At 37.7% G+C, this 23,421-nt stretch carries 18 protein-coding genes; all 18 read left to right on the top strand.

The features are described from left to right. Positions 1–14 precede the first annotated feature (14 nt). The 18 genes from nrfD to OKW21_RS10620 all read left to right on the top strand — a co-directional run bounded on the left by nrfD (position 15) and on the right by OKW21_RS10620 (position 22,832). On the top strand, positions 15–1,433 hold the full coding sequence (gene nrfD, locus OKW21_RS10540) for an NrfD/PsrC family molybdoenzyme membrane anchor subunit (RefSeq protein ID WP_277479376.1): 1,419 nt from the start codon (positions 15–17) through the stop codon (positions 1,431–1,433). A gap of 5 nt (positions 1,434–1,438) precedes the next feature. Further along, positions 1,439–1,966 (top strand): DUF3341 domain-containing protein, encoded by a 528-nt coding sequence (locus OKW21_RS10545; RefSeq protein ID WP_277487664.1) that lies wholly within the window; start codon positions 1,439–1,441, stop codon positions 1,964–1,966. 4 nt (positions 1,967–1,970) lie between these two features. Then, complete coding sequence (locus OKW21_RS10550) at positions 1,971–2,597, top strand: c-type cytochrome (RefSeq protein WP_338130042.1); 627 nt, start codon at positions 1,971–1,973, stop codon at positions 2,595–2,597. Between the two features lie 30 nt (positions 2,598–2,627). After that, positions 2,628–3,902, top strand: coding sequence for a quinol:cytochrome C oxidoreductase (locus OKW21_RS10555; protein ID WP_277479377.1), 1,275 nt, complete (start codon positions 2,628–2,630; stop codon positions 3,900–3,902). A 23-nt stretch (positions 3,903–3,925) separates the two neighbouring features. Beyond that, entirely contained in the window at positions 3,926–4,984 is a 1,059-nt protein-coding gene (coxB, locus tag OKW21_RS10560) for a cytochrome c oxidase subunit II (RefSeq protein ID WP_277479378.1), read from the top strand. 27 nt (positions 4,985–5,011) lie between these two features. Continuing rightward, positions 5,012–6,895, top strand: coding sequence for a cytochrome c oxidase subunit I (locus OKW21_RS10565; RefSeq protein WP_277479379.1), 1,884 nt, complete (start codon positions 5,012–5,014; stop codon positions 6,893–6,895). After that, entirely contained in the window at positions 6,879–7,997 is a 1,119-nt protein-coding gene (locus tag OKW21_RS10570; protein WP_277479380.1) for a COX15/CtaA family protein, read from the top strand. The genes OKW21_RS10565 and OKW21_RS10570 overlap by 17 nt, the downstream gene beginning before the upstream one ends. Next, complete coding sequence (gene cyoE / locus OKW21_RS10575) at positions 7,972–8,871, top strand: heme o synthase (RefSeq protein WP_277479381.1); 900 nt, start codon at positions 7,972–7,974, stop codon at positions 8,869–8,871. The genes OKW21_RS10570 and cyoE overlap by 26 nt, the downstream gene beginning before the upstream one ends. 5 nt (positions 8,872–8,876) lie before the next feature. After that, positions 8,877–9,479: a cytochrome c oxidase subunit 3 gene (locus OKW21_RS10580; protein WP_277479382.1), complete on the top strand. Its 603-nt coding sequence runs from the start codon at positions 8,877–8,879 to the stop codon at positions 9,477–9,479. Between the two features lie 14 nt (positions 9,480–9,493). Beyond that, positions 9,494–10,246, top strand: coding sequence for a cytochrome c oxidase subunit 3 (locus OKW21_RS10585; RefSeq protein WP_277479383.1), 753 nt, complete (start codon positions 9,494–9,496; stop codon positions 10,244–10,246). A gap of 13 nt (positions 10,247–10,259) precedes the next feature. After that, entirely contained in the window at positions 10,260–10,589 is a 330-nt protein-coding gene (locus tag OKW21_RS10590; RefSeq protein WP_277479384.1) for a cytochrome C oxidase subunit IV family protein, read from the top strand. Positions 10,590–10,630: 41 nt separating this feature from the next. Further along, complete coding sequence (locus OKW21_RS10595; RefSeq protein WP_277479385.1) at positions 10,631–11,266, top strand: SCO family protein; 636 nt, start codon at positions 10,631–10,633, stop codon at positions 11,264–11,266. Continuing rightward, a complete protein-coding gene (locus OKW21_RS10600; protein WP_277479386.1) occupies positions 11,259–11,834 on the top strand; it encodes a DUF420 domain-containing protein in 576 nt (191 codons plus the stop codon). Before OKW21_RS10595 ends, OKW21_RS10600 begins: the two co-directional genes overlap by 8 nt. A gap of 66 nt (positions 11,835–11,900) precedes the next feature. Continuing rightward, on the top strand, positions 11,901–12,161 hold the full coding sequence (locus OKW21_RS10605; RefSeq protein WP_277479387.1) for a hypothetical protein: 261 nt from the start codon (positions 11,901–11,903) through the stop codon (positions 12,159–12,161). Continuing rightward, positions 12,121–12,516, top strand: coding sequence for a DUF983 domain-containing protein (locus OKW21_RS32710; protein WP_420870100.1), 396 nt, complete (start codon positions 12,121–12,123; stop codon positions 12,514–12,516). Before OKW21_RS10605 ends, OKW21_RS32710 begins: the two co-directional genes overlap by 41 nt. A 301-nt stretch (positions 12,517–12,817) precedes the next feature. Continuing rightward, positions 12,818–16,615: a sensor histidine kinase gene (locus tag OKW21_RS10610; RefSeq protein ID WP_277479388.1), complete on the top strand. Its 3,798-nt coding sequence runs from the start codon at positions 12,818–12,820 to the stop codon at positions 16,613–16,615. Positions 16,616–16,668: 53 nt separating this feature from the next. Continuing rightward, positions 16,669–20,280, top strand: coding sequence for a hypothetical protein (locus tag OKW21_RS10615; RefSeq protein ID WP_277479389.1), 3,612 nt, complete (start codon positions 16,669–16,671; stop codon positions 20,278–20,280). Positions 20,281–20,549: 269 nt separating this feature from the next. After that, the gene (locus OKW21_RS10620; protein WP_277479390.1) at positions 20,550–22,832 is read left to right on the top strand and encodes a TonB-dependent receptor; all 2,283 of its coding nucleotides are present in this window, start codon (positions 20,550–20,552) and stop codon (positions 22,830–22,832) included. Positions 22,833–23,421: the final 589 nt, after the last annotated feature.

Below are 23,421 nucleotides of genomic sequence, written 5' to 3' on the forward strand. Positions count from 1 at the left end.
ATAAACAAGAGATTATGGAAATTACTTCTTCAGTAAGAAAACCTCTGGTAACAGGAGGTAAAACTATACATGACGTAACAGAAGATATTTGCCGACATGTTGAAGGTAAACCAACTGTAAGTTGGCTGTTAGCACTGGCCACTTCTTTGGGCGTATTGGTCATTGGGGCATACGCTTTGGTTATGACTTTGTGGGATGGAATTGGAATGTGGGGGCTTAACAAGACGGTAGGTTGGGCCTGGGATATCACAAACTTCGTTTGGTGGGTTGGTATCGGTCATGCTGGAACATTAATTTCAGCAGTACTTCTTTTATTTCGCCAGAAATGGAGAACCTCTATCAACAGAGCTGCTGAGGCCATGACAATTTTTGCGGTAATATGTGCTGCGATGTTTCCAGTTATTCACATGGGACGTCCCTGGTTAGGATTCTACTGGGCTCTACCTCTGCCTAACACGTTTGGATCTTTATGGGTTAATTTTAATTCACCCTTGCTATGGGACGTATTTGCGATTAGTACTTACTTCTCAGTCTCATTAGTATTTTGGTATATTGGCCTGGTTCCTGACTTTGCCAGTATTCGTGATCGTGCAAAGGGAATTGTTTCTAAAACTGTTTATGGCGCATTAAGTCTTGGGTGGACAGGTTCCGCTAAAGCTTGGGAACGTTATGAGTCAGTTTCACTTATTCTTGCTGGTCTTGCTACTCCGCTTGTATTATCAGTGCATACCATAGTATCATTTGACTTTGCCACTTCTGTAATTCCAGGATGGCACACTACGATTTTTCCTCCCTACTTTGTGGCAGGAGCAATTTTTTCTGGCTTTGCTATGGTACTTACACTTATGTTGATCACCAGAAAAGTTTACAAGCTGGAAGATTATATCACTATTAATCACATTGAGCTGATGAATATCATCATCATTGTTACAGGCTCAATTGTAGGTGTTGCATATCTGACAGAGCTTTTCATGGCTTGGTATTCTGGGGTTGAATATGAGCAATATGCGTTCTTAAACAGGGCTACTGGCCCCTATTGGTGGGCTTATGCCACTATGATGACTTGTAATGTGATATCTCCACAGCTATTCTGGTTCAAAAAGATAAGAACGAATATCGTAGCTACCTTTATTTTATCTATCGTAGTGAATATAGGTATGTGGTTTGAGCGTTTCGTTATCATCGTTACTTCTTTACATAGAGACTATCTACCATCCAGCTGGGCAATGTTTACACCTACCTTATACGATGTTGGTGTTTACCTTTTTACTTTTGGACTGTTTTTCACCTGTTTCTTCCTGTTTGCTAAATTTTTCCCAGTAATTAACATGGCTGAAGTAAAAGCAATTCTGAGGTCATCGTCAGAAAAAACAACAGGTAAAGATCCTGTAGAAACAGGCAATGTCCTAAAACCAACTCCTAAAGAAGCTTAATCAATATCATGAAAAATAATAATTATCTGATTGGTGTTTTTAGCGATGAAGATGTACTGCTTAAAGGGGTAAAGTACGTCAGAGAGGCAGGCGTTAAGATACATGAATGTTATACTCCTTACCCTGTACATGGTTTGGGCCATGCCTTAGGTTATAAAAGGTCTAGATTACCTATCGCTGCTTTTATTTTCGGTGTACTTGGTACTTCGCTTGCTTTGCTCATGCAGTATTATATGATGGGCATAGATTGGCCTATGATTATCGGTGGTAAAAATTACACTTCATTGCCAACGTTCTTTCCGGTAACTTTTGAGCTTACCGTGCTGCTTTCAGCTTTTGGAATGGTGATCACATTTTTGGTAGTGAGTGACCTTCGTCCTTATGGGAAAGCAAAAGTATTTGACCTGAGAGCAACTGACGATAAACATATCATGGCTATTGATCTGGGTAAAAACAAACAAACAGAATTCAGTCAAATCAAGAAAATATTGCAAGATTCAGGAGCAGTAGAAGTAAACGAAAAAAGCCTGTAATTTAATGATGAAAATGACACCTAAGAAGAATATAATCATACTGGTACTTGCAGTAGTGTTGGGGGCTTGTTCTGCTGAAGGAGAATTTCCAGGATTAGAATATGCTCCTCAAATGTATCATTCTATCCCTTATGAGCCACTAACTCAGATTAGAGATACAGAACAAGGGGCATGGTTAAGCTCAATTGATAATGAGGTAGGTGAGTTTTATAACTCTAATCCTAACAATCCATTTGGTATGACAATGCGAGAGCCTGCTGCAAACACTGTGCGTAGAAATTCTGGAGATTATCTGCCTTATCGTATTCCTAAAGATAGTATAGAGCTAGCATCGCGGGTTTTGACCAACCCCCTTGACTCATCGGATGCTGTGCTGAAAGGAGGACAAGCACTGTATAATAGTTATTGCTATCCTTGTCATGGAGGAGCAGGGCAAGGTGATGGTCCAGTCGCTGCAGTTTACCTGGGAGTTCCAGCTTACAATGTAGGAAGATACGCAGAACTGACAGAAGGGCATATTTTTCATACGATTACATATGGCAGAGGAAGAATGAATGCCCATGGATCACAGATAGACATCGAAGATCGCTGGAAAATTGTTCGTTATGTTCAGCAATTGCAGAAACAATAAAATAATACAACTCTAAAGTCACGCTTAAAGATGACAGCAGAAAACTTTAATTTTAATGCCGGCCTAAAGAAGAAGATCGTCACTTTAGGTGTAGTGGGAGTAGTACTGTTGATACTGGGGATCATAATTTTGATTTTCAGTGGAGGAGGAGATCATGCTGCTGAAGCAGCTCATGGTGCCCAAGCTGCTCATGGTGGAGGACATTCTGAGTTCCACTGGTACGACCGTTTATACACGAGCTTGTGGATAAATAATGTCTTCTTCACCGGACTGGGAGTAATAGGCTTATTCTTTGTTGCCTTACAGTATGCTTCACAGGCTGGATGGTCAGCCGGAATTAAAAGAATTCCTGAAGCTTTTGGTGCATGGTTACCTTTCGCTGGTATATTAATGTTAGTCGTATTTCTGGTAGGAGGACACACCATTTTTCATTGGACACATGAATACCTGTACGATGAAAGTGACCCTCGTTATGATGCTATTATCGCTGGCAAAAGAGGTTATCTTAATACACCTTTTTTCCTGATCAGAATGGCCATTTACTTCGGGGTGTGGTACTGGATGTATCGCTTGATTCGTAAAGAATCGTTGGCTGAAGACCTGAACGGAGGAGTTACTCATTATCATAAAATGGTTAAGTACTCTACCATCTTTATTGTGTTCTTTGCTATCACCTCTTCCACTTCTGCTTGGGACTGGACTCTATCAATTGATACGCATTGGTTCAGCACAATGTATGGATGGTATAATTTCGCTAGCTGGTTTGTATCTGGTTTAGCAGCTATCACATTATGTGTGGTTATATTGCGCGAAAACGGTTACATCACCATTGTTAGCTCAGAGCATTTACACGACCTGGGAAAATTCGTGTTTGCATTCAGCATTTTCTGGGCATACATATGGTTCGGGCAGTTTTTGTTAATCTATTACGCAAACATCCCTGAGGAAACCATTTACTTCTTAGAAAGGCTTGAAAGTGATTATTATTCACCCTTCTTTTTTGGGACATTAATCCTGAACTTCTTCTTTCCTTTCTTAGTTTTAATGACGAGAGATTCAAAACGTCATACTATATTTTTAAAGATGGTTTGTGTCGTAGTTATGGTAGGGCAGTGGCTTAACTTTTACCTAATGATAACCCCAGGTATTTTAAAAGAAAATGGTAGTTTAGGCTTTGTTGAGTTGGGCACAACTATGATTTATTTGGCAGGATTTCTATTTGTAGTACTGAACAATCTTTCAAAAGCGCCTCTCGTTGCCAAAAATCATCCTATGTTACAAGAAAGTATCCATCATCACACTTGATTTATTAAAACAGCATAGCAATTATGTTTGAATTATTCATAGGTATTGGCGTAATCTTAGTAATCGCCATCATTCTTACCATATTAAGAATATTAAGGTTGGTTAACGTAGCAAGAGGGTCTGATAAAAAGCCAGAATCTTCTTCTTCAAGCAACAAAATAAATGCATTACTTCTTTTTTTATTTCTATTGCTTTCAGCAGCAGCTACCACATGGTATTCTGTAGCAAGGTTTGATAGTTATCAGCTTCCAATCGCTTCTGAACATGGAGTGGTAACTGATAGATTGTTTTGGATAACCATGATAGTGACAGGGATCGTATTCATTATTACCCAGATACTCCTGTTCTATTTTCCTTATAAGTATCAATTCAAAAAGGATAGAAAAGCTCTCTTTTATCCCGACAATAGTAAACTTGAAGTGGTATGGACTGTAATACCCGCAATTGTCTTGTCCATTTTGGTATTTTCTGGATGGAAAGCCTGGTCAGATATTACGGAAAAGGCTCCTGAAGATGCTGAAGTTATTGAAGTTATGGGCTATCAGTTCGGTTGGGAGTTTAGATATCCAGGTCAGGATAATGAATTAGGCGATCACGACTTTCGTTTAATTGACCCCTTGAATATGTGGGGAATGGACTTCACTGACCGCGCATCTTTTGATGACTTTTCATCAAGTACCAAAATGGTTATACCAAAGGGTAAGCCCGTACTATTCAAAATCAGAGCTAGAGATGTATTGCACAGTGTATTCATACCTGAATTTCGTTTGAAACAAGATGCAGTTCCCGGGATGCCAACTCGTTTCTGGTTTACGCCTAACAAAACTACTGCTGAAATGCGCGAGGAATTAGGTGATCCTGATTTTAACTACTATATCTACTGTACAGAGGTATGTGGTAGAGGACACTTCTCAATGAGAAAAATGGTAGAAGTAGTTGAAGCTGCTGAATACGAACAATGGTATGCAGATCAGCAACCCTGGCTTCAAAAAAATCCTGATTATTTGGCCAAAGTGCCAAGCGATATGAAAGAATTGGCGGTAATCAGCGCTGGTTTAGAAAAAGAAGTTGAAGGAAATTAAGCAATAAGCATTTAACAACTTACCTGTATGGCTACAGCAAATATAAGTAATGATTCTTTGGCACATGATAATCATGGGCATGATGAAGAGCACCATCATGGAAATTTTATCACAACCTATATTTTTAGTACTGACCATAAAATGATTGCCAAGCAATACCTGTTATCTGGTATTCTCTGGGCATTTGTTGGTGGTTTATTATCTGTTATTTTCAGACTTCAATTAGGGTTTCCAGATATGAATCTGGAATGGCTTAGGCCTTTATTAGGAGATTGGATCAGTAATACAGGGAAATTAGATCCTGAATTTTATCTGGCTTTAGTGACCATGCATGGTACCATTATGGTATTCTTTGTTCTTACAGCCGGGTTAAGTGGTACATTTAGTAATTATCTGATTCCTCTTCAAATTGGAGCACGTGATATGGCGTCTGGGTTCATGAATATGCTATCATATTGGTTCTTTTTCCTTGCCAGTATCATCATGTTCATATCTCTTTTCTTAGAGACTGGCCCAGCGGCTGGTGGTTGGGTGGTTTATCCACCTTTGAGTGCTTTACCTCAAGCCATACAAGGTTCTCAGGCAGGCATGACATTATGGCTTGTCGCCATGGTATTCTTTATTGCTTCTCAGTTATTAGGAGGTATAAACTATATCACGACCGTTATTAATCTGAGAACTCAGGGGATGTCGTTTTCCAAGCTTCCCCTTACAATCTGGGCTTTCTTTTTAACGGCCGTAATTGGTTTGCTTTCATTCCCTGTGTTATTTGCAGCCTCTTTGTTGCTGGTTTTTGACAGAAGCTTTGGTACCAGCTTTTACTTATCTGAAATTTATATTGGAGGAGAAGCTCTTCCCAATGTTGGTGGGAGCCCAATCCTGTATCAGCATTTATTCTGGTTTTTAGGTCACCCTGAAGTATATATTGTACTTTTACCCGCATTAGGTATCACATCAGAAGTTGTGGCTACCAACTCAAGGAAACCTATTTTTGGCTACCGTGCAATGGTAGGCTCAATGCTAGGTATTACAATACTTTCTTTTGTAGTATGGGCACACCATATGTTTGTCTCAGGACTCAATCCTTTCTTAGGATCAATATTTATGTTCCTTACATTGATTATTGCTGTGCCTTCTGCGGTAAAAGTTTTTAACTACTTAACCACGCTTTGGAAAGGTAATATCATTTTTACGCCTGCCATGTTATTTTCAATAGGTTTGGTGTCTGTATTTATTTCCGGAGGGTTGACAGGTATCTTCTTAGGTAATTCAGCCATCGATATTCAGCTTCATGATACTTACTTTGTTGTCGCTCACTTTCACCTGGTAATGGGTAGTGCATCATTTTTCGGTCTGATGGCAGGTGTATACCACTGGTTTCCCAAAATGTATGGAAGAATGATGAATAGGCATTTAGGATATGTTCACTTCTGGTTAACCTTTGTGGGGATTTATCTGGTTTTCTTTCCAATGCATTATATTGGAATTGCCGGATTTCCAAGAAGGTACTATTCATTCACAACATTTGATCTTTTTGGTACCTTCACTGATTTGAATATGTTCATCAGTGTTGCTGCCATACTTACCTTCTCCGCACAAGCAATTTTTGCTTATAATTTCTTCCATAGCATGTATCGTGGAAGATTGGCACCAGCTAATCCCTGGAAGTCAAATACTTTGGAGTGGACAACCCCTCGTTTTCCTGAACATGGAAACTGGCCAGGGAAGATACCTATGGTTTACAGATGGCCTTATGATTATAGTAAGCCAGGGGCGAAGGATGACTTTATTCCTCAACATATACCCTTCTCAGCTACCCCTGAGTCAAATCTTCCTCATGAGAATGAATTAATAGCAGAGGAAAGAGAAGAAGCCAAAGTGGATTCAAGCACAAATGAGGCTAAAGCCTAACATAACATTCTACAGGAGGCTAAGCTTAATCACCTTAGCCTCCGTTTATTTTCTGATATTCGTTGGAGGAGTAGTCAGAAGTACTGGCTCCGGTATGGGATGTCCGGACTGGCCTAAATGTTTTGGGCAATGGGTGCCTCCAACAACTATAGATGATTTGCCTGAAAACTATAAAGAGATCTATGCTGAGCAAAGAGCAGTTAAAAATACACGCTTTACGACTTATCTAGATGCTTTAGGTTTTTCAAATCTGGCTGATGAAATTAGAAATGACGATAGTATTTTGGTAGAGGCTAACTTTAATGTTACAAAAACCTGGACCGAATATCTTAACCGTTTAGTAGGTGTAATAGTAGGTTTTTTGATATTGGCTACTTTTGTTATTTCTATTAGTTTTATTGGTACAAACCCAAAAATTTTTATCGTTTCTCTACTTTCGTTAGTCGCTGTTGGCTTTCAGGGATGGATAGGATCAATTGTAGTATCAACAAATTTACTACAGTGGATGATTACTGTACATATGCTTTTAGCGCTAATCATATTAGCATTATTGACCTATCAATATGTACTTGCTAGAACGGACAAGCAAGTTTCGCGTACATTTGCACCATCCAAGCTCATTAACCTCATTTTACTGGTGCTGATTACTCTTACTGTTGTACAGGTTGTTATGGGAACTCAAGTACGGGAAGAGGTAGATCTCGTAGCGGAAAAGATGAATTTTACATCCAGAGAGGCCTGGATAGACCAGTTAGGAAGCACCTTCTATTTTCATAGATCTTTTTCTTTGCTCATCGTTTTAGCCCATATTTATCTCCTCTTCAGAGTAGTGAAATATTATGGTAATCAGGGAAACTTAATGAATAATACTTTGGTATTGTTAATAGTCATTTTAGCTGAAGTTTTTACGGGAGTAATTATGGCTTATTTTGCAATACCACGTTTGGCTCAACCTCTACATTTATTATTTGCCTCACTGGTATTTGGTATCCAACTTTATATTTGGATGAAAATTCAAGTGGGTGGGGCAAATGTTAATGTCCGATTTTCTCATAATAAAGATGAAGTAATTAATAATGATAGCCACCAGGTCTACAGTTAAGTTTGGAATCAACGAATTACGTGAAAAGTTAAGTGCGTACGTAGCGCTAATGAAGTTTAGACTTTCATTTTTGGTTGCCTTTTCTTCAGCATTTGGTTATGTGTTAGCAAGTCAGGGCCCGATTGATTTCTTCACACTTGCGGTTTTGAGTTTAGCCGGCTTCCTTATATCAGGTGCTTCTATAACTATCAACCAGATTATAGAGAGAGATTTGGATAAGTTGATGAGCAGAACAAAAAACAGACCGCTCCCTACTAATAAGGTAAGCATAGCAGAAGCAAGTCTATTTGCGCTTCTTAATGCGACTGCCGGACTTTGGATGTTATTACAATTCACCAATATATTAACTGCGGGCTTATCCTTACTTTCTTTGATAGCATACAGTTTTGTGTATACTCCCTTAAAGAGAGTAGGCCCAGTGGCTGTTTTAGTTGGTGCTTTTCCTGGTGCTTTGCCTCCACTTTTAGGGTGGGTTGCATATAGTGGCCAAATAGGGCCAGAAGCTTTGGTATTATTTGGCATTCAGTTTATTTGGCAATTTCCTCACTTCTGGGCAATCGCTTGGGTTGCAGATGAGGATTATAAAAAGGCTGGGTTTAAACTCTTACCTTCAGGAGGAGGGAAAGATCTAAAAACAGCTGTCCAAATTATGACTTATGCGCTTTTCTTAATCCCGTTAGGATTATTACCTCTGAAATTTGGGATCACAGGTATTGATTCGGCAATTGTTGCTACCCTTTGCGGAGCATTATTTCTATTCCAGACATTTCGTTTGATGGTGGATTGTTCACGAAAATCCGCATTGAAGATAATGTTTGGCTCATTTATCTATTTGCCTGTTGTGCAGATAGCATTTCTCTTGGATAAAATTTAGTAGGGATGGAAAATAAGATAGATATAGATAACCTTAATATACGATCTATAGAAGAACCCAGGCAGACGCTTTCAATGCATCCAAAAAAGTTTGCATTGTGGCTATTTATTGTGACTGTAGTAATGATATTTGCCGCACTGACTAGTGCTTATATCGTGCGTCAATCAGAAGGTAACTGGCTTGATTTTGAATTACCACAAAGACTATATATTACTTCAGCAATTATTTTTCTTAGTAGTATCAGTATGCACTGGGCATATGCATCTGCCAGAAAAGATAATCTTGGAAGCTTAAAGGTAAGTATGAGCTTAACTGCTATATTAGGTTTAGCTTTTTTGGTTGGGCAGGTACTTTCCTGGCAGGATATGGTGGCAATGGATGTTTATTTTGTTGGTAATCCCGCTGGTTCTTTTCTTTATGTCCTGACAGGACTTCATGGATTACACATACTTAGTGGTGTAATATTTCTTTTGGTTGTATTAGTAAATGCTTTCCGTTACAAAGTTCACGCAAAGAGCATGGACCAAATAGAAATGTGTGCAACTTATTGGCACTTTTTAGATGGACTTTGGCTCTATTTATTCATATTTTTGCTCCTTAATCATTAATTCACGAGTATACAATGGCTACAACTGCAACAAGCGTAGATGAAGTAAAGCAGAAGAATATCTGGAATGGGGGGGTATCACCTCTAAAAGCCAGCTATGGAAAACTAATGATGTGGTTTTTCCTCTTATCTGATGCCTTCTCTTTTTCATCACTACTTATTTCTTACGGACTAATCAGATATTCATATCCTGCTTATACAGGAGAAGTTGAAAATTTTGAATTCTCACAGGAGTACTGGCCTATTCCTGAAAAAGTTTTTGAAGCTGTACCTTTCCTGCATGGAGTAGAACTCCCACTGGTATTTGTAGGTATCATGACTTTCATTTTGATTTTAAGTAGTGTAACGATGGTACTTGCTGTTGAAGCTGGGCATAGGATGGACCGTAAAGCTGTGGTGAAGTGGATGCTCTGGACTTTAATTGGTGGAATTACTTTCTTGGGCTGTCAGGCATGGGAATGGTCACACTTCATACATGGTACTGATGCAGGCGGTTTGTTTCCTGATGGTTCTGTATTTTTTGGTGCCAATTTAATGCAAAATCAATATGGGCCACCTCTTTTTGCCTCTCTATTCTTCTTTATTACAGGATTTCATGGATTCCATGTATTTAGTGGAGTAGTTCTTAACTTTATTATTTTCTATCAGGCAGCAGTTGGGGTTATGGAGAAAAGAGGTCATTATGAAATGGTAGAGAAAGTAGGGTTATACTGGCACTTTGTTGACTTGGTATGGGTATTTGTATTTACATTTTTCTATTTGATATAATAAGTAATAAGACATGGGTGAATTAGACGAAACCAGTTCCGTAGCCTATCAACCGGCGGATAAAAGTAAAATCAGAAAACTCTGGATGATTGCTCTGATCTTAGCAATTGTGACCGCAATTGAATTTGTACTGGCTACTGTACTTCCCAGAGGACCGTTATTATACTTTACATTCGTAGCACTTACGATAGTAAAAGCATTTTATATTGTTGCTGAATTTATGCACCTGAAAGGTGAAGTCAAGACATTAATTTGGTCAATATTAATTCCTATCATTTTTGTTGTTTGGCTAATTATTGCTTTGTTGGCTGAAGGAGCATCTATCTTTGAGTTAAAGTTCTAAATTAATTTGATCATTAAAATGTACATCTAAGCTAGCAACTGATGGACAATAAACTGAAGACCGGTATTCTGCTTCTAACGTTAGCGATACCGGTTTTTATTTGGCTTTTTCTTAAGTTTTTTGGTAACAATAACTTTGAGTTACCTGTCTATTATACTGAAGGGATAACTACGGTTGCTCATTGCACCTCTAACACTTCACCTCATACTTTACCGGATTTTCAGATGCAAAAAGCTAATGGTGAAAGTTTTAGTTCAAAAGTCCTTGAGGATAAGATATTGTTAAGTTTCTTTTTACCAGACCGTTGTGCCGAAAATTGTGAGTTGGCTCTTGAAATGTTAGCCAATATTCAAAGTGTTTTTTCACAGGAACAAGCATTTCAAATCTTAGTTATTGCAAATGGACAGTACACTACTGATGAGCTTATGTCTTTAAAGAGTCGTTTTAATGCTGTTACTGGGAAGTGGAATTTCATACAAGGTGACAGTCAAAAGGTTGATCATTTAAAAAAATGTGGGTTTGTATTATCATCAGATCAAGAAAACACATTGATCCTTACGGATTCATCACAGAGAATCAGAGGTTATTACAACGGAATTGACCCGGAAGATATTGACAGGTTAAAAGGAGAAATTAAAATTTTAGCGTACATGCAAGAAATTGCTTACCATGATTAATAAAGCCAAAGAAAACAACTATCTGGCGCTTATAGGTATACTTTCAGTTGCGATACCTGTAATAGTGGCTGTACTTATGTTTTCGCCAACGAAGCTGGGACTAGATAGTGACTGGGTTGATTTTTTGCCTCATCTAAATGGACTGATTAACACTGCTACTTCTTTTGCTTTGATAGCGGGTTTAATCTTTATTAAACAGAAGAAGATTAAATACCACAAAACAGCTATGTTAACAGCTTTCGTGTTAGGTTCAATCTTTTTGATATCGTATGTGATATACCATTCAAGCTCAGCATCAACGATATATGGAGACGTGAACGGAAATGGAGTCCTGGAAAGTGTGGAAGCGGAGCAATTAGGTGTTATGAGAATGGTATATTTGGGAGTACTCATATCTCATATAATTTTAGCAGCGATAGTGGTCCCATTCGTATTATTTGCACTGTATTACGCATTAACTGATAAGCTAGTGAAGCACCGTAAAGTGGTTCGTTTTGCATTTCCTATCTGGTTATATGTGTCCATTACTGGTGTGATTGTTTATTTGATGATTAGTCCTTATTATTAGCCATCAACTTAAGACTGCAGAACTCTCAGAGAAATATAAATGTTCTGTCTGAAATGAGCTAGCGTTATGAAAAAGTTATTAAGTCTAATAAGTATACTGACACTTACAGCTTTGCAAGACCTTATGGCGCAATGTGCTATGTGTCGGACTACGATTGAAAATAATGTAAGCGCCGGTGAGACTGCTTTAGGCTCAGGTTTGAATTTCGGAATATTGTATCTTTTCGTAACCCCGTATCTTATCATTGCTGTACTAGCTTTTTTGTGGTACAAGAAAAGTAAAGAGAATGCCAAACAAAACACTGCTTTACGCTTTACTAAATCATAAATGTCCCCGATGTAGACAGGGAGATCTTTTTAAATATAGCCTGTTTGAAAAGCCTCTTCATTTTACTGCAACCAATAAAACTTGTCCTCATTGTCAATTAATTTTTGAGCGTGAACCAGGGTTTTTTTTCGGTGCTATGTACGTAAGCTATGCCCTTACCATGGGGGTATTACTCAGTACTGCTTTTATACTATACAATGTTTTCGGAGATCCTGAACTTTGGGTCTATATCGTCACAGTACCATCAATTGTTTTGCTTCTATTACCTGTTATATTTCGCTACTCACGAACGATTTATCTTCATGGCTTTGGAGGAATAAGCTATAATAATAAGTACCAGGGCTCAGCTGATTAACCAGGTAATTTTGCATTCTATAGCTCGTGCTCTAATTTTAAGTCTCTTCAAATAAATATTTGCGTAAATCAGCTATTCTAATGGCTAGAAAATTTGTTTTGTAATTTTTCGTTCTCATTGCATTTTGACCATGCTGATATATCTTGGAAGATAAAACCTTTAGAAAAATTTATGGGTCATTGGCATAGGTACTCTGGATTAAGGTTTTGAAGGAATATTTCTGAAGAAATGACTTCTAGTTACTTACACGAAGCGTTTTAATATCAAAAAATGCATAGATTTTGAAGTCAGTAATATAACCATGAAGCTGGATCCAACATTATTTCAATTCTTTAAAATCAAGAAGCTGTCATTATTTACAGCGCTTTTGCTTTTACTTTTTGCCTTGGTTTTAAGATTATTTTTTATTGGAGGATTTAGAAGTGAGTCCCAGTATCATCGTGATATCTCAAATAACGTAGAAAGTGCTTTAAATGAAGTAGAATCTGAGTCAGAAGATATCCGGGATGAGATAGTAAATATGGACAGCCTGATGTTTAGTAATTTTGATGAATCCAGGGCCTATCCTTACTATGTATTTCAAGATGGGAGACTTCTTTACTGGTCGGATTATCGGCAAGTTCCAAATTACAAAGACTTAAGGGGATACTATACATATCAATATCGCAATCTGGAAGGTGGCAGCTTTGTTATTCGCAGAGATACTGTAACACATAAAAATGATAAGCTTGAGTATTTTATACTGTTACCTATTTATTATGAAAACAAAATTAATAATAAGTACATCAGTTCAGGATACAATACCAACATTTTCCCTCAAGGTGCAGTAGCAGTTAGCCCCAAAATTAATAATAAAGAAAATCTCATTTCTTATGAGGGCGAACCCATTTTTTCAGTAGAACTCAATAAACCTGCAAGAGGATATAGAGAGCATAAAACCGCTAAGTCCTTTCAAACGCTGCTGAGTGTTCTTATTATATTTTCAATAATACTGGTTTTGTTCAATGTATTCCGCAGTGTTCATTACAACATCACAAAGAAGCATTACGATATCGCTATTACGCTTGTGATGCTGAGCCTTTTAGGGCTACGGTTTATGATGTTATATTTTGAGTTTCCATATAGCATAATGCCCCTTAGATTATTTGATGGAAGGTTTTATGCTTCATCGGGTCTTAACCCATCACTGGGCGACTTACTTCTCAACTCACTCAGCTTACTTCTGATCCTTTTTTATCTCTTTCTATATTACAGGAGGCTTATATTATACCAACAATTGTTTCTACTCAAGCCCAAACTGATTTCCGGTATAGTAGTGTTCCTTATTGTTGCGGGAGTATATGCCCTACATATTCATTATTATACAATTAAATCCATCTACTTCAATTCGCAGTGGACCCTTGATATCACTGAAAGCCTTGATTTTTCATCACTCAAAATTATTAGCCTTGCAATTTTCGTAATCAATACTGTAAGTTTTTTTCTATTTGCACACATTATCTTTCGTACTTTTATTAGCCTGATACCTCGTTCTTTTCTTGAAATGAAGTGGTTGGTAATTATAGCAGGAACATTACTTGGAACCAGTTACCTGGTTTGGAGCGCACCTACATTACCAATCATCCTTGTCAGCATCTTTTACCTCTCACTTTTATACACCTTTCAGTTTCCAAGGTATTTAACCAGGCTAAGCTATATCACTTTTTTGTATCTCTTCAGCTGTGCACTGATTAGTGGCATTACTGGGGCACTAGCGGCATATGATATCAACCAGGTTGACACTTTGGATAATAAACAGAAATTCGCCAATCAGTTACTGGTAGATAATGACGTTTTAGGAGAGTATCTGCTGGATGAAGTTGCTGAAAAAATTAAAGAAGACAGGTTTATTAAAAACCGTATTTACAATACACTTGCGTCAAAAGAAGCTATCCGACAAAAGATCAACCGTATCTATCTTAGTAATTACTTTGACCGATATGATATAGACATTTACCTGTTTAACAGCAGAGGAATTCCTTTAGAAAACGCAGATACGAGTAATTACAAACAGTTTGTAAAGATCACTGATGATATTCGCTTTGAGACAGAATATGACAATATATTTTTCATTAACGAAGCCAGTGATCAGCGTATTTCGCAGGGCGCCCCCAAACGATACATTAACCTGATAGAACTAGAAGATTTTAATACTACTATTGGCTACATAGTTATTGATTTATCTCTAAAGCGTTTCATACCCAATCGCGTTTATCCGGAATTACTCATTGACAGAAGGTATCTACAGTCATATCCCAGTAACGATTATGATTATGCTATTTTCAACGGTGAGGGAGAGTTAACCTATAGCAATGGGGATGACGTACCTTTTCTGAATCTCAATGGATATAATTTTAAACAAAATGTAGATAATGATAAGACAATAAAGAGAGGAGGCTTTGATTATCTGATTGTGAAAGGTAAGGTAAATGAATACATCGTGATTGTTTCCGAAACCTATGCTTTTATCAATTTAGTATCTAATTTTTCATTTCTTTTTCTGCTGCTCGTATTCACAATACTTATCGTACTAGGAGGCTATTCAGTATATTTTTTATTAAAAAATGAGAACTTAAACTTTGCGACCAAAATACAGCTCTACCTGAATGCGGCTTTTTTCATGCCATTATTAGCACTAAGCATCACTACATTAAGTGTAATTAGTAAATCATACAGTGAGGAAGTTGACTCCGAATATTTAAAGAAAGCTGAGCAGATCGGCAGAAATATTATTGATATACTTGACAACTATTTTCAGGGTGAATTGAGTGATGATGTACTGGCAAACACACTTTCGCAAATGTCTAAGTATGCGGAGACCGATGCTAATATTTTTGACATAGAGGGAAAACTGATTGCAACCTCACAGCCGCTGATTTATGAAGATAGCTTGCTTTCTTCTTATATAAACCCCAGGGCTATTGCTAATATCAAGGAAAGTGAAAACAATAAACTTGTCCTGGAAGAGTCGGTAGGAAGTCTTTCTTATAAGTCCTCTTATATCGGGCTAAAATCAGAAAACACCGGTGAGCTTATGGGAATGTTAAGTTTACCTTTTTTTGAATCCAGGAGTCAACTGGAAGAGCAGGTGATTCAGGTCTTAACGAATATTATGAACATCTTTACGATGGTATTTATCGTGTTCCTGATCATTTCCTATCTCGCCTCCATACTACTCACATATCCTCTCAAATATATTACTCAGAAAATTAAGCGAACATCGCTTGCTGATTATAACGAACCACTCTCATGGGATGCCAATGATGAAATTGGACTTATGATAGGAGAGTACAATAAAATGCTGGTAAAGCTGGAAGCGAGTAAGGCTGCACTAGCAAGAAGCGAAAAAGAATCTGCCTGGAGGGAAATGGCAAAACAGGTAGCCCATGAAATTAAAAATCCTTTAACTCCTATGAAACTAAGTTTACAGCATTTAAAGCGTAAACTTCAGGTAGATTTCAAAAAAGGGATGGATGCAACTGAAGTGGTAGAAATGGGAAAGCCTTTTGACAACCTGCTACACCAGATCGATACATTAAGTGATATCGCCAGTTCATTTTCTGACTTTGCCAAAATGCCTACTCCAAAGAGTGAGTACTTTGATTTTGCTGCATTGGTAAATAAAATTACAGGCTTATATACAGAAGAAGAAGGTAACTACATTAGCTTATGTGTTCAGGAGGGCAATTATGCCATTGTTAGTGACCAGCAACTGATGGGGCGTATTTTGAGCAACCTGATTATCAATGCCCGGCAGTCTATTCCCAAAGATCGAACCCCTAAAATTGATATTCATCTTCAGCAGGTAGGGCGTGATAAATTGATTTTGAAAGTTAGTGATAATGGCACCGGTATCGCCAAGGAAATTCAGCATAAAGTTTTTTTGCCAAATTTTAGTACTAAATACGCAGGTTCAGGTATAGGACTGGCAATTACCAAAAGAGGGATAGAGCATGCCGGAGGACGTATTGCATTTGATACACAGGAAGGAAAAGGCACTACCTTTTTTATTGAGCTTCCTCTCGCCATTGATCAGGAGTCTGTGAGCTTCAAAGAATGATCTTTATTAGATTATATATTGCAATTTTTTTGTGTTTTTTTTCCTATGCGCTGATGGGGCAAAATAGGGATGAACAGTCAATAACTAACTCAAGAAGTATTACCCTGCACTCAGCCGTAGATTCTGTCAGGCTGGATAGCCTTTCCATAGTACCGGGTTCTTTGCAAATTTTAGCAGGTGATCAAATACTGGATAATGCCTCATATCATTACGATTACAATACCCATTATCTGCATTTTCATCCTGATGCATTACCAAATGAAGTGACAACAATTCATTACCGGCTACTTCCTTTTTCATTACGACAGACACATGCTCATAAAGATATTTCTATTTATGATTCGACCGCATTTTTCAGGGATGCAGTTGATCATGGAAGCTATAATCTGTTGGGACGGGAAGAACTATTTAAAACACCTAAGCTGTACAAAAGTGGTAGTATCAGCCGTGGAATTTCTATTGGAAACCGACAAAATGTTTTTCTTAACTCCTCACTAAATCTTCAAATAGAAGGTGAGCTCACCGATGAGCTTTTGATACGAGCCTCCATCACTGATCAAAACATACCGGTACAGCCGGAAGGAAATACCCAGCAGTTACAAGATTTTGATAATGTCTATCTGGAATTGTATAATGACGACTTTTCGTTGCTTGCCGGAGATATTGTACTTCAGCAAAGTGGAAATCAATGGCTAGGTAATAGCAGGGTAGGTAATGCTTTGAATACCACCCAAAAGGCCCCTTATTTTTTGCGCTATCGTAGAAATGTTCAGGGAGGAAGACTAACAAATAATTATTCGTTTTCAGAAAATAGTAATGCTGAAACTGAGGTTGGCTTTGCTATTTCCAAAGGTAAATTTACGTCAGTCAATCTGAATATACAGGAAGGCGTACAAGGGCCTTACCAAATCAATTCCCCTGAAAACAGAAATACTGTCAATGGAAACAATCAGTTGATGGCCGCATACTTCATCATAGCAAATAGCGAAAAAGTTTACCTTGATGGTAGACTGTTAGAAAGAGGATATAACAAAGATTATACAATAAACTACAACTTAAGTGAAATAACCTTTACCAGCAGAGTGCTGCTTACCCGATATTCCAGAGTTTATATAGATTACGAGTATGCAGACAGGAGCTTCAGTAGAAGTGTTGTTACTGCCAATCATCGGCAGAATTTTAAACGCTTTAGTTTTTATGTATCCTATTTTCGCGAAAAAGACAATTCCAATCAGGCTCTCGGTTTTACATTAAGTGAAGAGGATAAAAATGGTTTGCGTAAGGCAGGAGACCAGACTAACAATGCATTTGTCCCGGCAGTTGACTCAGCTATTCATTTTCAACAACAGCCTCAATATCAAACGAATAGAAATGCCGAAGTTCCGGGAGTGGGCAATCTTTATCAGATCTTCTATAACAGATTGGATACTGTGGTGAATGGTACAAACTACCAGATATATGAATTTTCTGGTAAAGAAGGAGATTTTAAAGTCGATTTTAGCTTTGTGGGTGAGGGCAAAGGAAACTACGTACTTGCTGGCTCAGCTGTGAACAGTAAGGTTTATGAGTGGGTTCCGCCTGTAGATGGTGTACAAGCAGGAAGCTATGCACCAGTTCGTTTAGTGGTAGCTCCTCAGACGCAACATATGCTCGTGTTCGGTACCGAAACTGAATTAAGCAAAAAAGATCAGTTGAAGGTAGAAGCAGCATTTTCTAAAAATGATATCAACACGCTTTCACATCTGGATGCTGAAGACAATCATGGGAGAGGAATTTTTATTCAATATTCGGGAGATGATAGAAAGTTATTTGAGACCGACTATCATTGGGGAAGTAGCATTAGTTATGAGTATAGGCAAAAGTTCTTCAAGGAAATAGACCCTTATCGGACTATAGAGTTTGAGAGGGACTGGACGCTTAATACAGTTGGTTTTTCAGATACCTCTTCCCTTTATGATGATCACAATTTTACATCCAGAATATTTATTGAGAAAGATGCGCTAAATCAATTTTCATATCAGTGGTTCGCAAGAAATAATGGGGAAGCACTTGCAGGAATCCAGCACCGATCTACTGCAAATAAATCCTTGGGTGATTTTCAGTTTAGAGGGCAGGCTTTTTTCTTACAGAGCAATCAATATGATAAAAAATCCCAGTGGGATAGGTGGTCGCTTGATGTACATCATAGAGGAAAATACATACAGCCGGGTTACAGATACAGTGTAGATAAGAATCAGCAACACTTCCAGGAAGATGATTCAGTAGTTTTCTCATCAATGAATTTTGAAGAACATCTTTTCTACATCAGAAATGCAGACAGCCTGAAAGGTACATTTCAACTGGAATACAGCCTCAGAAAAGATTTTTTGCCTTATCAAGGTAAGCTATTTCAATCTGATCTGGCACAAACCCTCACAGCCTCGACAGATTTACCCTTGAACGAAAAGCATCAAGTCAGTATGCAATTGGCTTATCGTCAACTTGATATGAGAAACGACTCTTTATTCGTAGAAAGTAACATTAGCGGAGGTACTCTGGAAAGCAATACACTGATGGGGCAGTTAAATTGGTCAGGCTCAATGGCTGATGGTGCAATCCATACGGACTTAAATTACAGTCTGGCGAATGGGAGAGAGCCTAAAAGAGAGTTCGTGTATATAAGAGTACCCGTGGGTGAGGGGGCGTATACCTGGAGAGATGATAATGGAAATGGAATAGAAGAAATTGATGAGTTTTACGAAGCACGCTACTTTGACGAGCGAAATTACATGAGGGTTTTTATTCCTACTAACGAATTTATATTGGCTTATACCAACAACTTTAATTTTCAACTAAACATGACGCCCCCGCTTAACTGGTTAGAAAAAGGAGGCGTAAAAAGCTGGTTAGGAAGATTCTCTACGATTACCGCCTGGAGTATAGATAAGCGAATCAATGCGGAAAGTATCACCCAAAGAGTGATACCCTGGTTAGATGCTGAAGATGAAAGTTTACTCTCTATACGCGAAAACTTACGCACTACGCTTTTTTTTAACCGTAGGGAAACATCTTTTGGCGCTGAACTAGGTTTTAGGAATCAAAGAAGAAAACAGCTCTTAAATGGAGGCTTTGAAGAGAGAATCAAGCAAGCTGTACTCATAGGCACAAGATGGAATATTAACCGTCAATGGGGATTCAAGTGGCAGGGAGAAAAAGGCAGCGAGGTTCAGAAATTACAACTCACCCAACAAAATAACAGAAATTTCAATATCAATTTTTTTCAAATATGGCCAGAAATATCATGGCAAGCCGATATGAAAACTCGAGTCTCAGCCAAGTACACCTACATTAATAAGCAAAATCAGGCAAGCAGCATGCATGAAGAGGGCGATGATCATGCAGTGCATCATACTATTGGCCTGGATTTTCGACACACACAGCTAATGAAACATAATATTAATGCCAGTATTGAATACATTGATATCCATTATGACGGTGAAATAAATTCAGCTCTTGCATACGAAATGTTAGACGGACTAAATAGCGGATCAAATGTGAGATGGACAATAAACTGGCAACAATATGTTTTAGAAGGACTTCAATTGGTACTTAATTACTATGGAAGAAAGTCTGAAGAAAAGCCAAGCATCCACTCCGGAAGTGTCATGCTTAGAGCTTTATTTTAAATTTTGCGCTATTCCAAGCCTCTTTTTTTGTAGAAATAATCTCTTGTGAATAAAAAAATACACCTGGAATCGTAGAAAAAATCATTAATATTTTTTTAATATTCTACAAACTCACGCTGCGAATCTACAAATACGTAAACCAGAACTCTTTATGTTTCGTTTAAAGTTGTATAGCTAAACATTAAACAAATTTTTTAATTAGCCATAATCTATTTTCAATGTATAAATATAGTTTTACTTTTTTATTCCTCTTTTGTAGCATTTCGCTCTTGGCACAAGATAAATATCGCGTAGTAGGTACTGTGGTTGATGAAGATAATGATGAAGCCGTAGCCTATGCACAAGTGGCTTTATATGAACCGGGCAGTAGTTCACCCTATGCAGGCGGTATTACACAGGACAATGGTAAGTTCATGATTCAGGCTGAAGAAGGTCAATATGAACTGAAAGTCATTTTTGTTGGGTATGAGGAAAAGAGACTCACTGATATTGTGGTAGAAGACTCACCAGTCAAATTAGGGAATATTATTTTGAGTGCAGATGCAAAACAGCTTGAGGAAGTTGTAATTGAAAGTAATAAAATACGTCGTCCTGTTTCAACTGACTTAGAGGGGTTAAACATCAGACCAGATCAAACCCTATCCAATGTCGGAGGTAGTTTGCTGGATGTACTGAGAAATACTCCTTCTGTAAATGTAAGTCAGGACGGTACAGTATCAATCAGAGGGAGTAGTGGTACCAATGTGTTGATAGACGGAAGAAACTCTGCCCTAGCCTCTGACCTTGAGCAGATCCCCGCCAGTGCTATTGATCAGGTTAAAATCGTAAACAATCCTAATGCAAAATATGATGCCGAAGGAGCAGGGGGAGTAATTAATATTCAGCTGAAAAGAGGAAAGGACCAAGGGACTAATGGTAAGGCTGAAGTCACTTTGGGCACAAGATATAGGCTTAATACTAACCTGAGATTGAACCATAAAACTACTGACTACAATGTGTACGGGGGATACAGTTTCCGCAGTTGGCCTAGAGTAGGTCGTTCTCAGACTACCAGATTAACTTTTGACGATAATCAAAGACTAGAGCAGTACAGCGACCGTGAGAGTCAGGATAAAGAGCATACTATTAATATCGGTGGCGACTATTTCTTAGGGAAAAATAAAATCAGCTACGAAGGAGCTTTCAACATGGAAGATGAAAGCGATTTTGAGAATAATTTCACACAGGTTTTTGACACTGAAACAGGGAATACGCTACTGGAATATAACCGTCAAAACAGAGAGACAGAAGATAATTTTTCAATGGATAATGCCCTGATTTATGAACGCTTGTTTGATCAGAAAGGAAAGGAATTTAGATTTTCTATCAGCCATTCTTTCAGAGACCAGTTAGAAAACCAGGATATTAGTGTGTTTCGTGGAACAGTTGATCCTGAAGGTGAAGTGCCTAATGGTGAAGAACGTTCATTAAATGATGAATACAGAAAGACTATTGTAGCGCAGGCTGACTATGTACAACCTCTGGGTGAAGGAAAGCTGGAAGCGGGCTTAAAGTCTACCTATCGCTCATTTGATAATGATTACCTATACGAAGTATTAGATCAGAATACTGGTGAATGGGTCAATCAGGAGACCGTAAGTAACCGGTTCCTATATCAGGATCAGATTCATGCAGCTTATGCAATATACTCACGGAGTTTTGACAAATTAGATATCTCACTTGGTTCAAGATTGGAACAAACCATCGTGGATACAAAACTGTATAATACGGGTGAAGAAAACGAACAGCAGTACCTGAATTTATTCCCTAGTTTACAGACACTTTACAATATTAATGATCTGAACTCTATTAAATTCACCTATAGCAGAAGAATAGATCGTCCGAATGGTTGGAGGTTGAATCCTTTTCCTGATATTTCCGACTCATTGAATGTAAGAATAGGTAATCCTAACTTACAGCCAGAGTTCATTCACTCTATAGAGTTAGGGCATATGGTACGTTTTGAGAGCGTAGATATTACCTCTAACCTTTTCTATCGTCATGTTGATGGGCAGGTAGACTATATTGTCAGAATTGAGGATGGTATATCGTATCGTCAGCCTGCTAACCTGAATACAAGTCAGACTTACGGTTTTGAATTGATTACAACATCTCAAATTACGCCCTGGTGGAATGTCAACGCAAGTTACTCAATTTTCCAGACAGAGGTAGATGGTAGTAATTTGGGGACAGACCTTACGAACAGTGGACTTTCCTGGAATGCTAAACTAACGACAGATGTAAATCTTCCCTATGGTGTGGATTTTCAACTGACTGGTAATTATACGGCCCCTGAAATAGAAGCACAGGGTAAAGATCTTGCACGTTACTATGCAGATATAAGCTTACAGAAATCACTTTTAAGTGACAAAGCTAATCTCAGTGTAACTTTAAGAGATGTATTTGATACAAGAAGATTCGCTGGAGAGAATTATGGCGAAAGTTTCAGACAAAGTTTTGAATACAAAAGGGAATCCAGAATTCTTCTGGTAAGTCTTGGTTATAATTTTTAAAGAAATTTGATTCATAATAGATAGTATAAAGCTGCTTGAAAAGGCAGCTTTTTCTATTTATATGTATAATAATAAGTGTATATACATATATGCCTGCCGTTAGTGAGTGATTTTGGGATTTGAAGAGATCTTCAAGTATGTTATGTACAAAATTAGCGTAAATTCTGATACAGGATAATGAGAAAGTTATATCTACTTAAGTATTATATGGCTTGCTATTACCAGAAAAAGCTCAGGTGTTTTTTTAATTGATTGAAACTAATACTCATTTTTTTTAGTGTATTTTGTTGAAATGACAAAAGCAAGTTTGATAAATGTGATTCTTTAACTACTTCAATGTTATTTCAGGTACTCATAATCTAAGCATCATATCTACCTTTTGAGGGTGTAATTATTTTACTTTTTTTGAACAAAATCATAATTATTAACGTATTTATAGTGTTATTTTTGTCATTTTTATCTTATATTAATGTACTGAGATATTTTTTTTACTTCTTTTTAAGTGTTTACACTTCAGGTGCGCATCATTTAATTAGCTTGTGTAATGGTAACTTAAGTATTTGTTCAATCGGGTGGTATAAACAGTAAA

Origin of the sequence: Catalinimonas alkaloidigena, assembly GCF_029504655.1 — a bacterium.
In the GTDB taxonomy this organism is placed as follows: domain Bacteria; phylum Bacteroidota; class Bacteroidia; order Cytophagales; family Cyclobacteriaceae; genus Catalinimonas; species Catalinimonas alkaloidigena.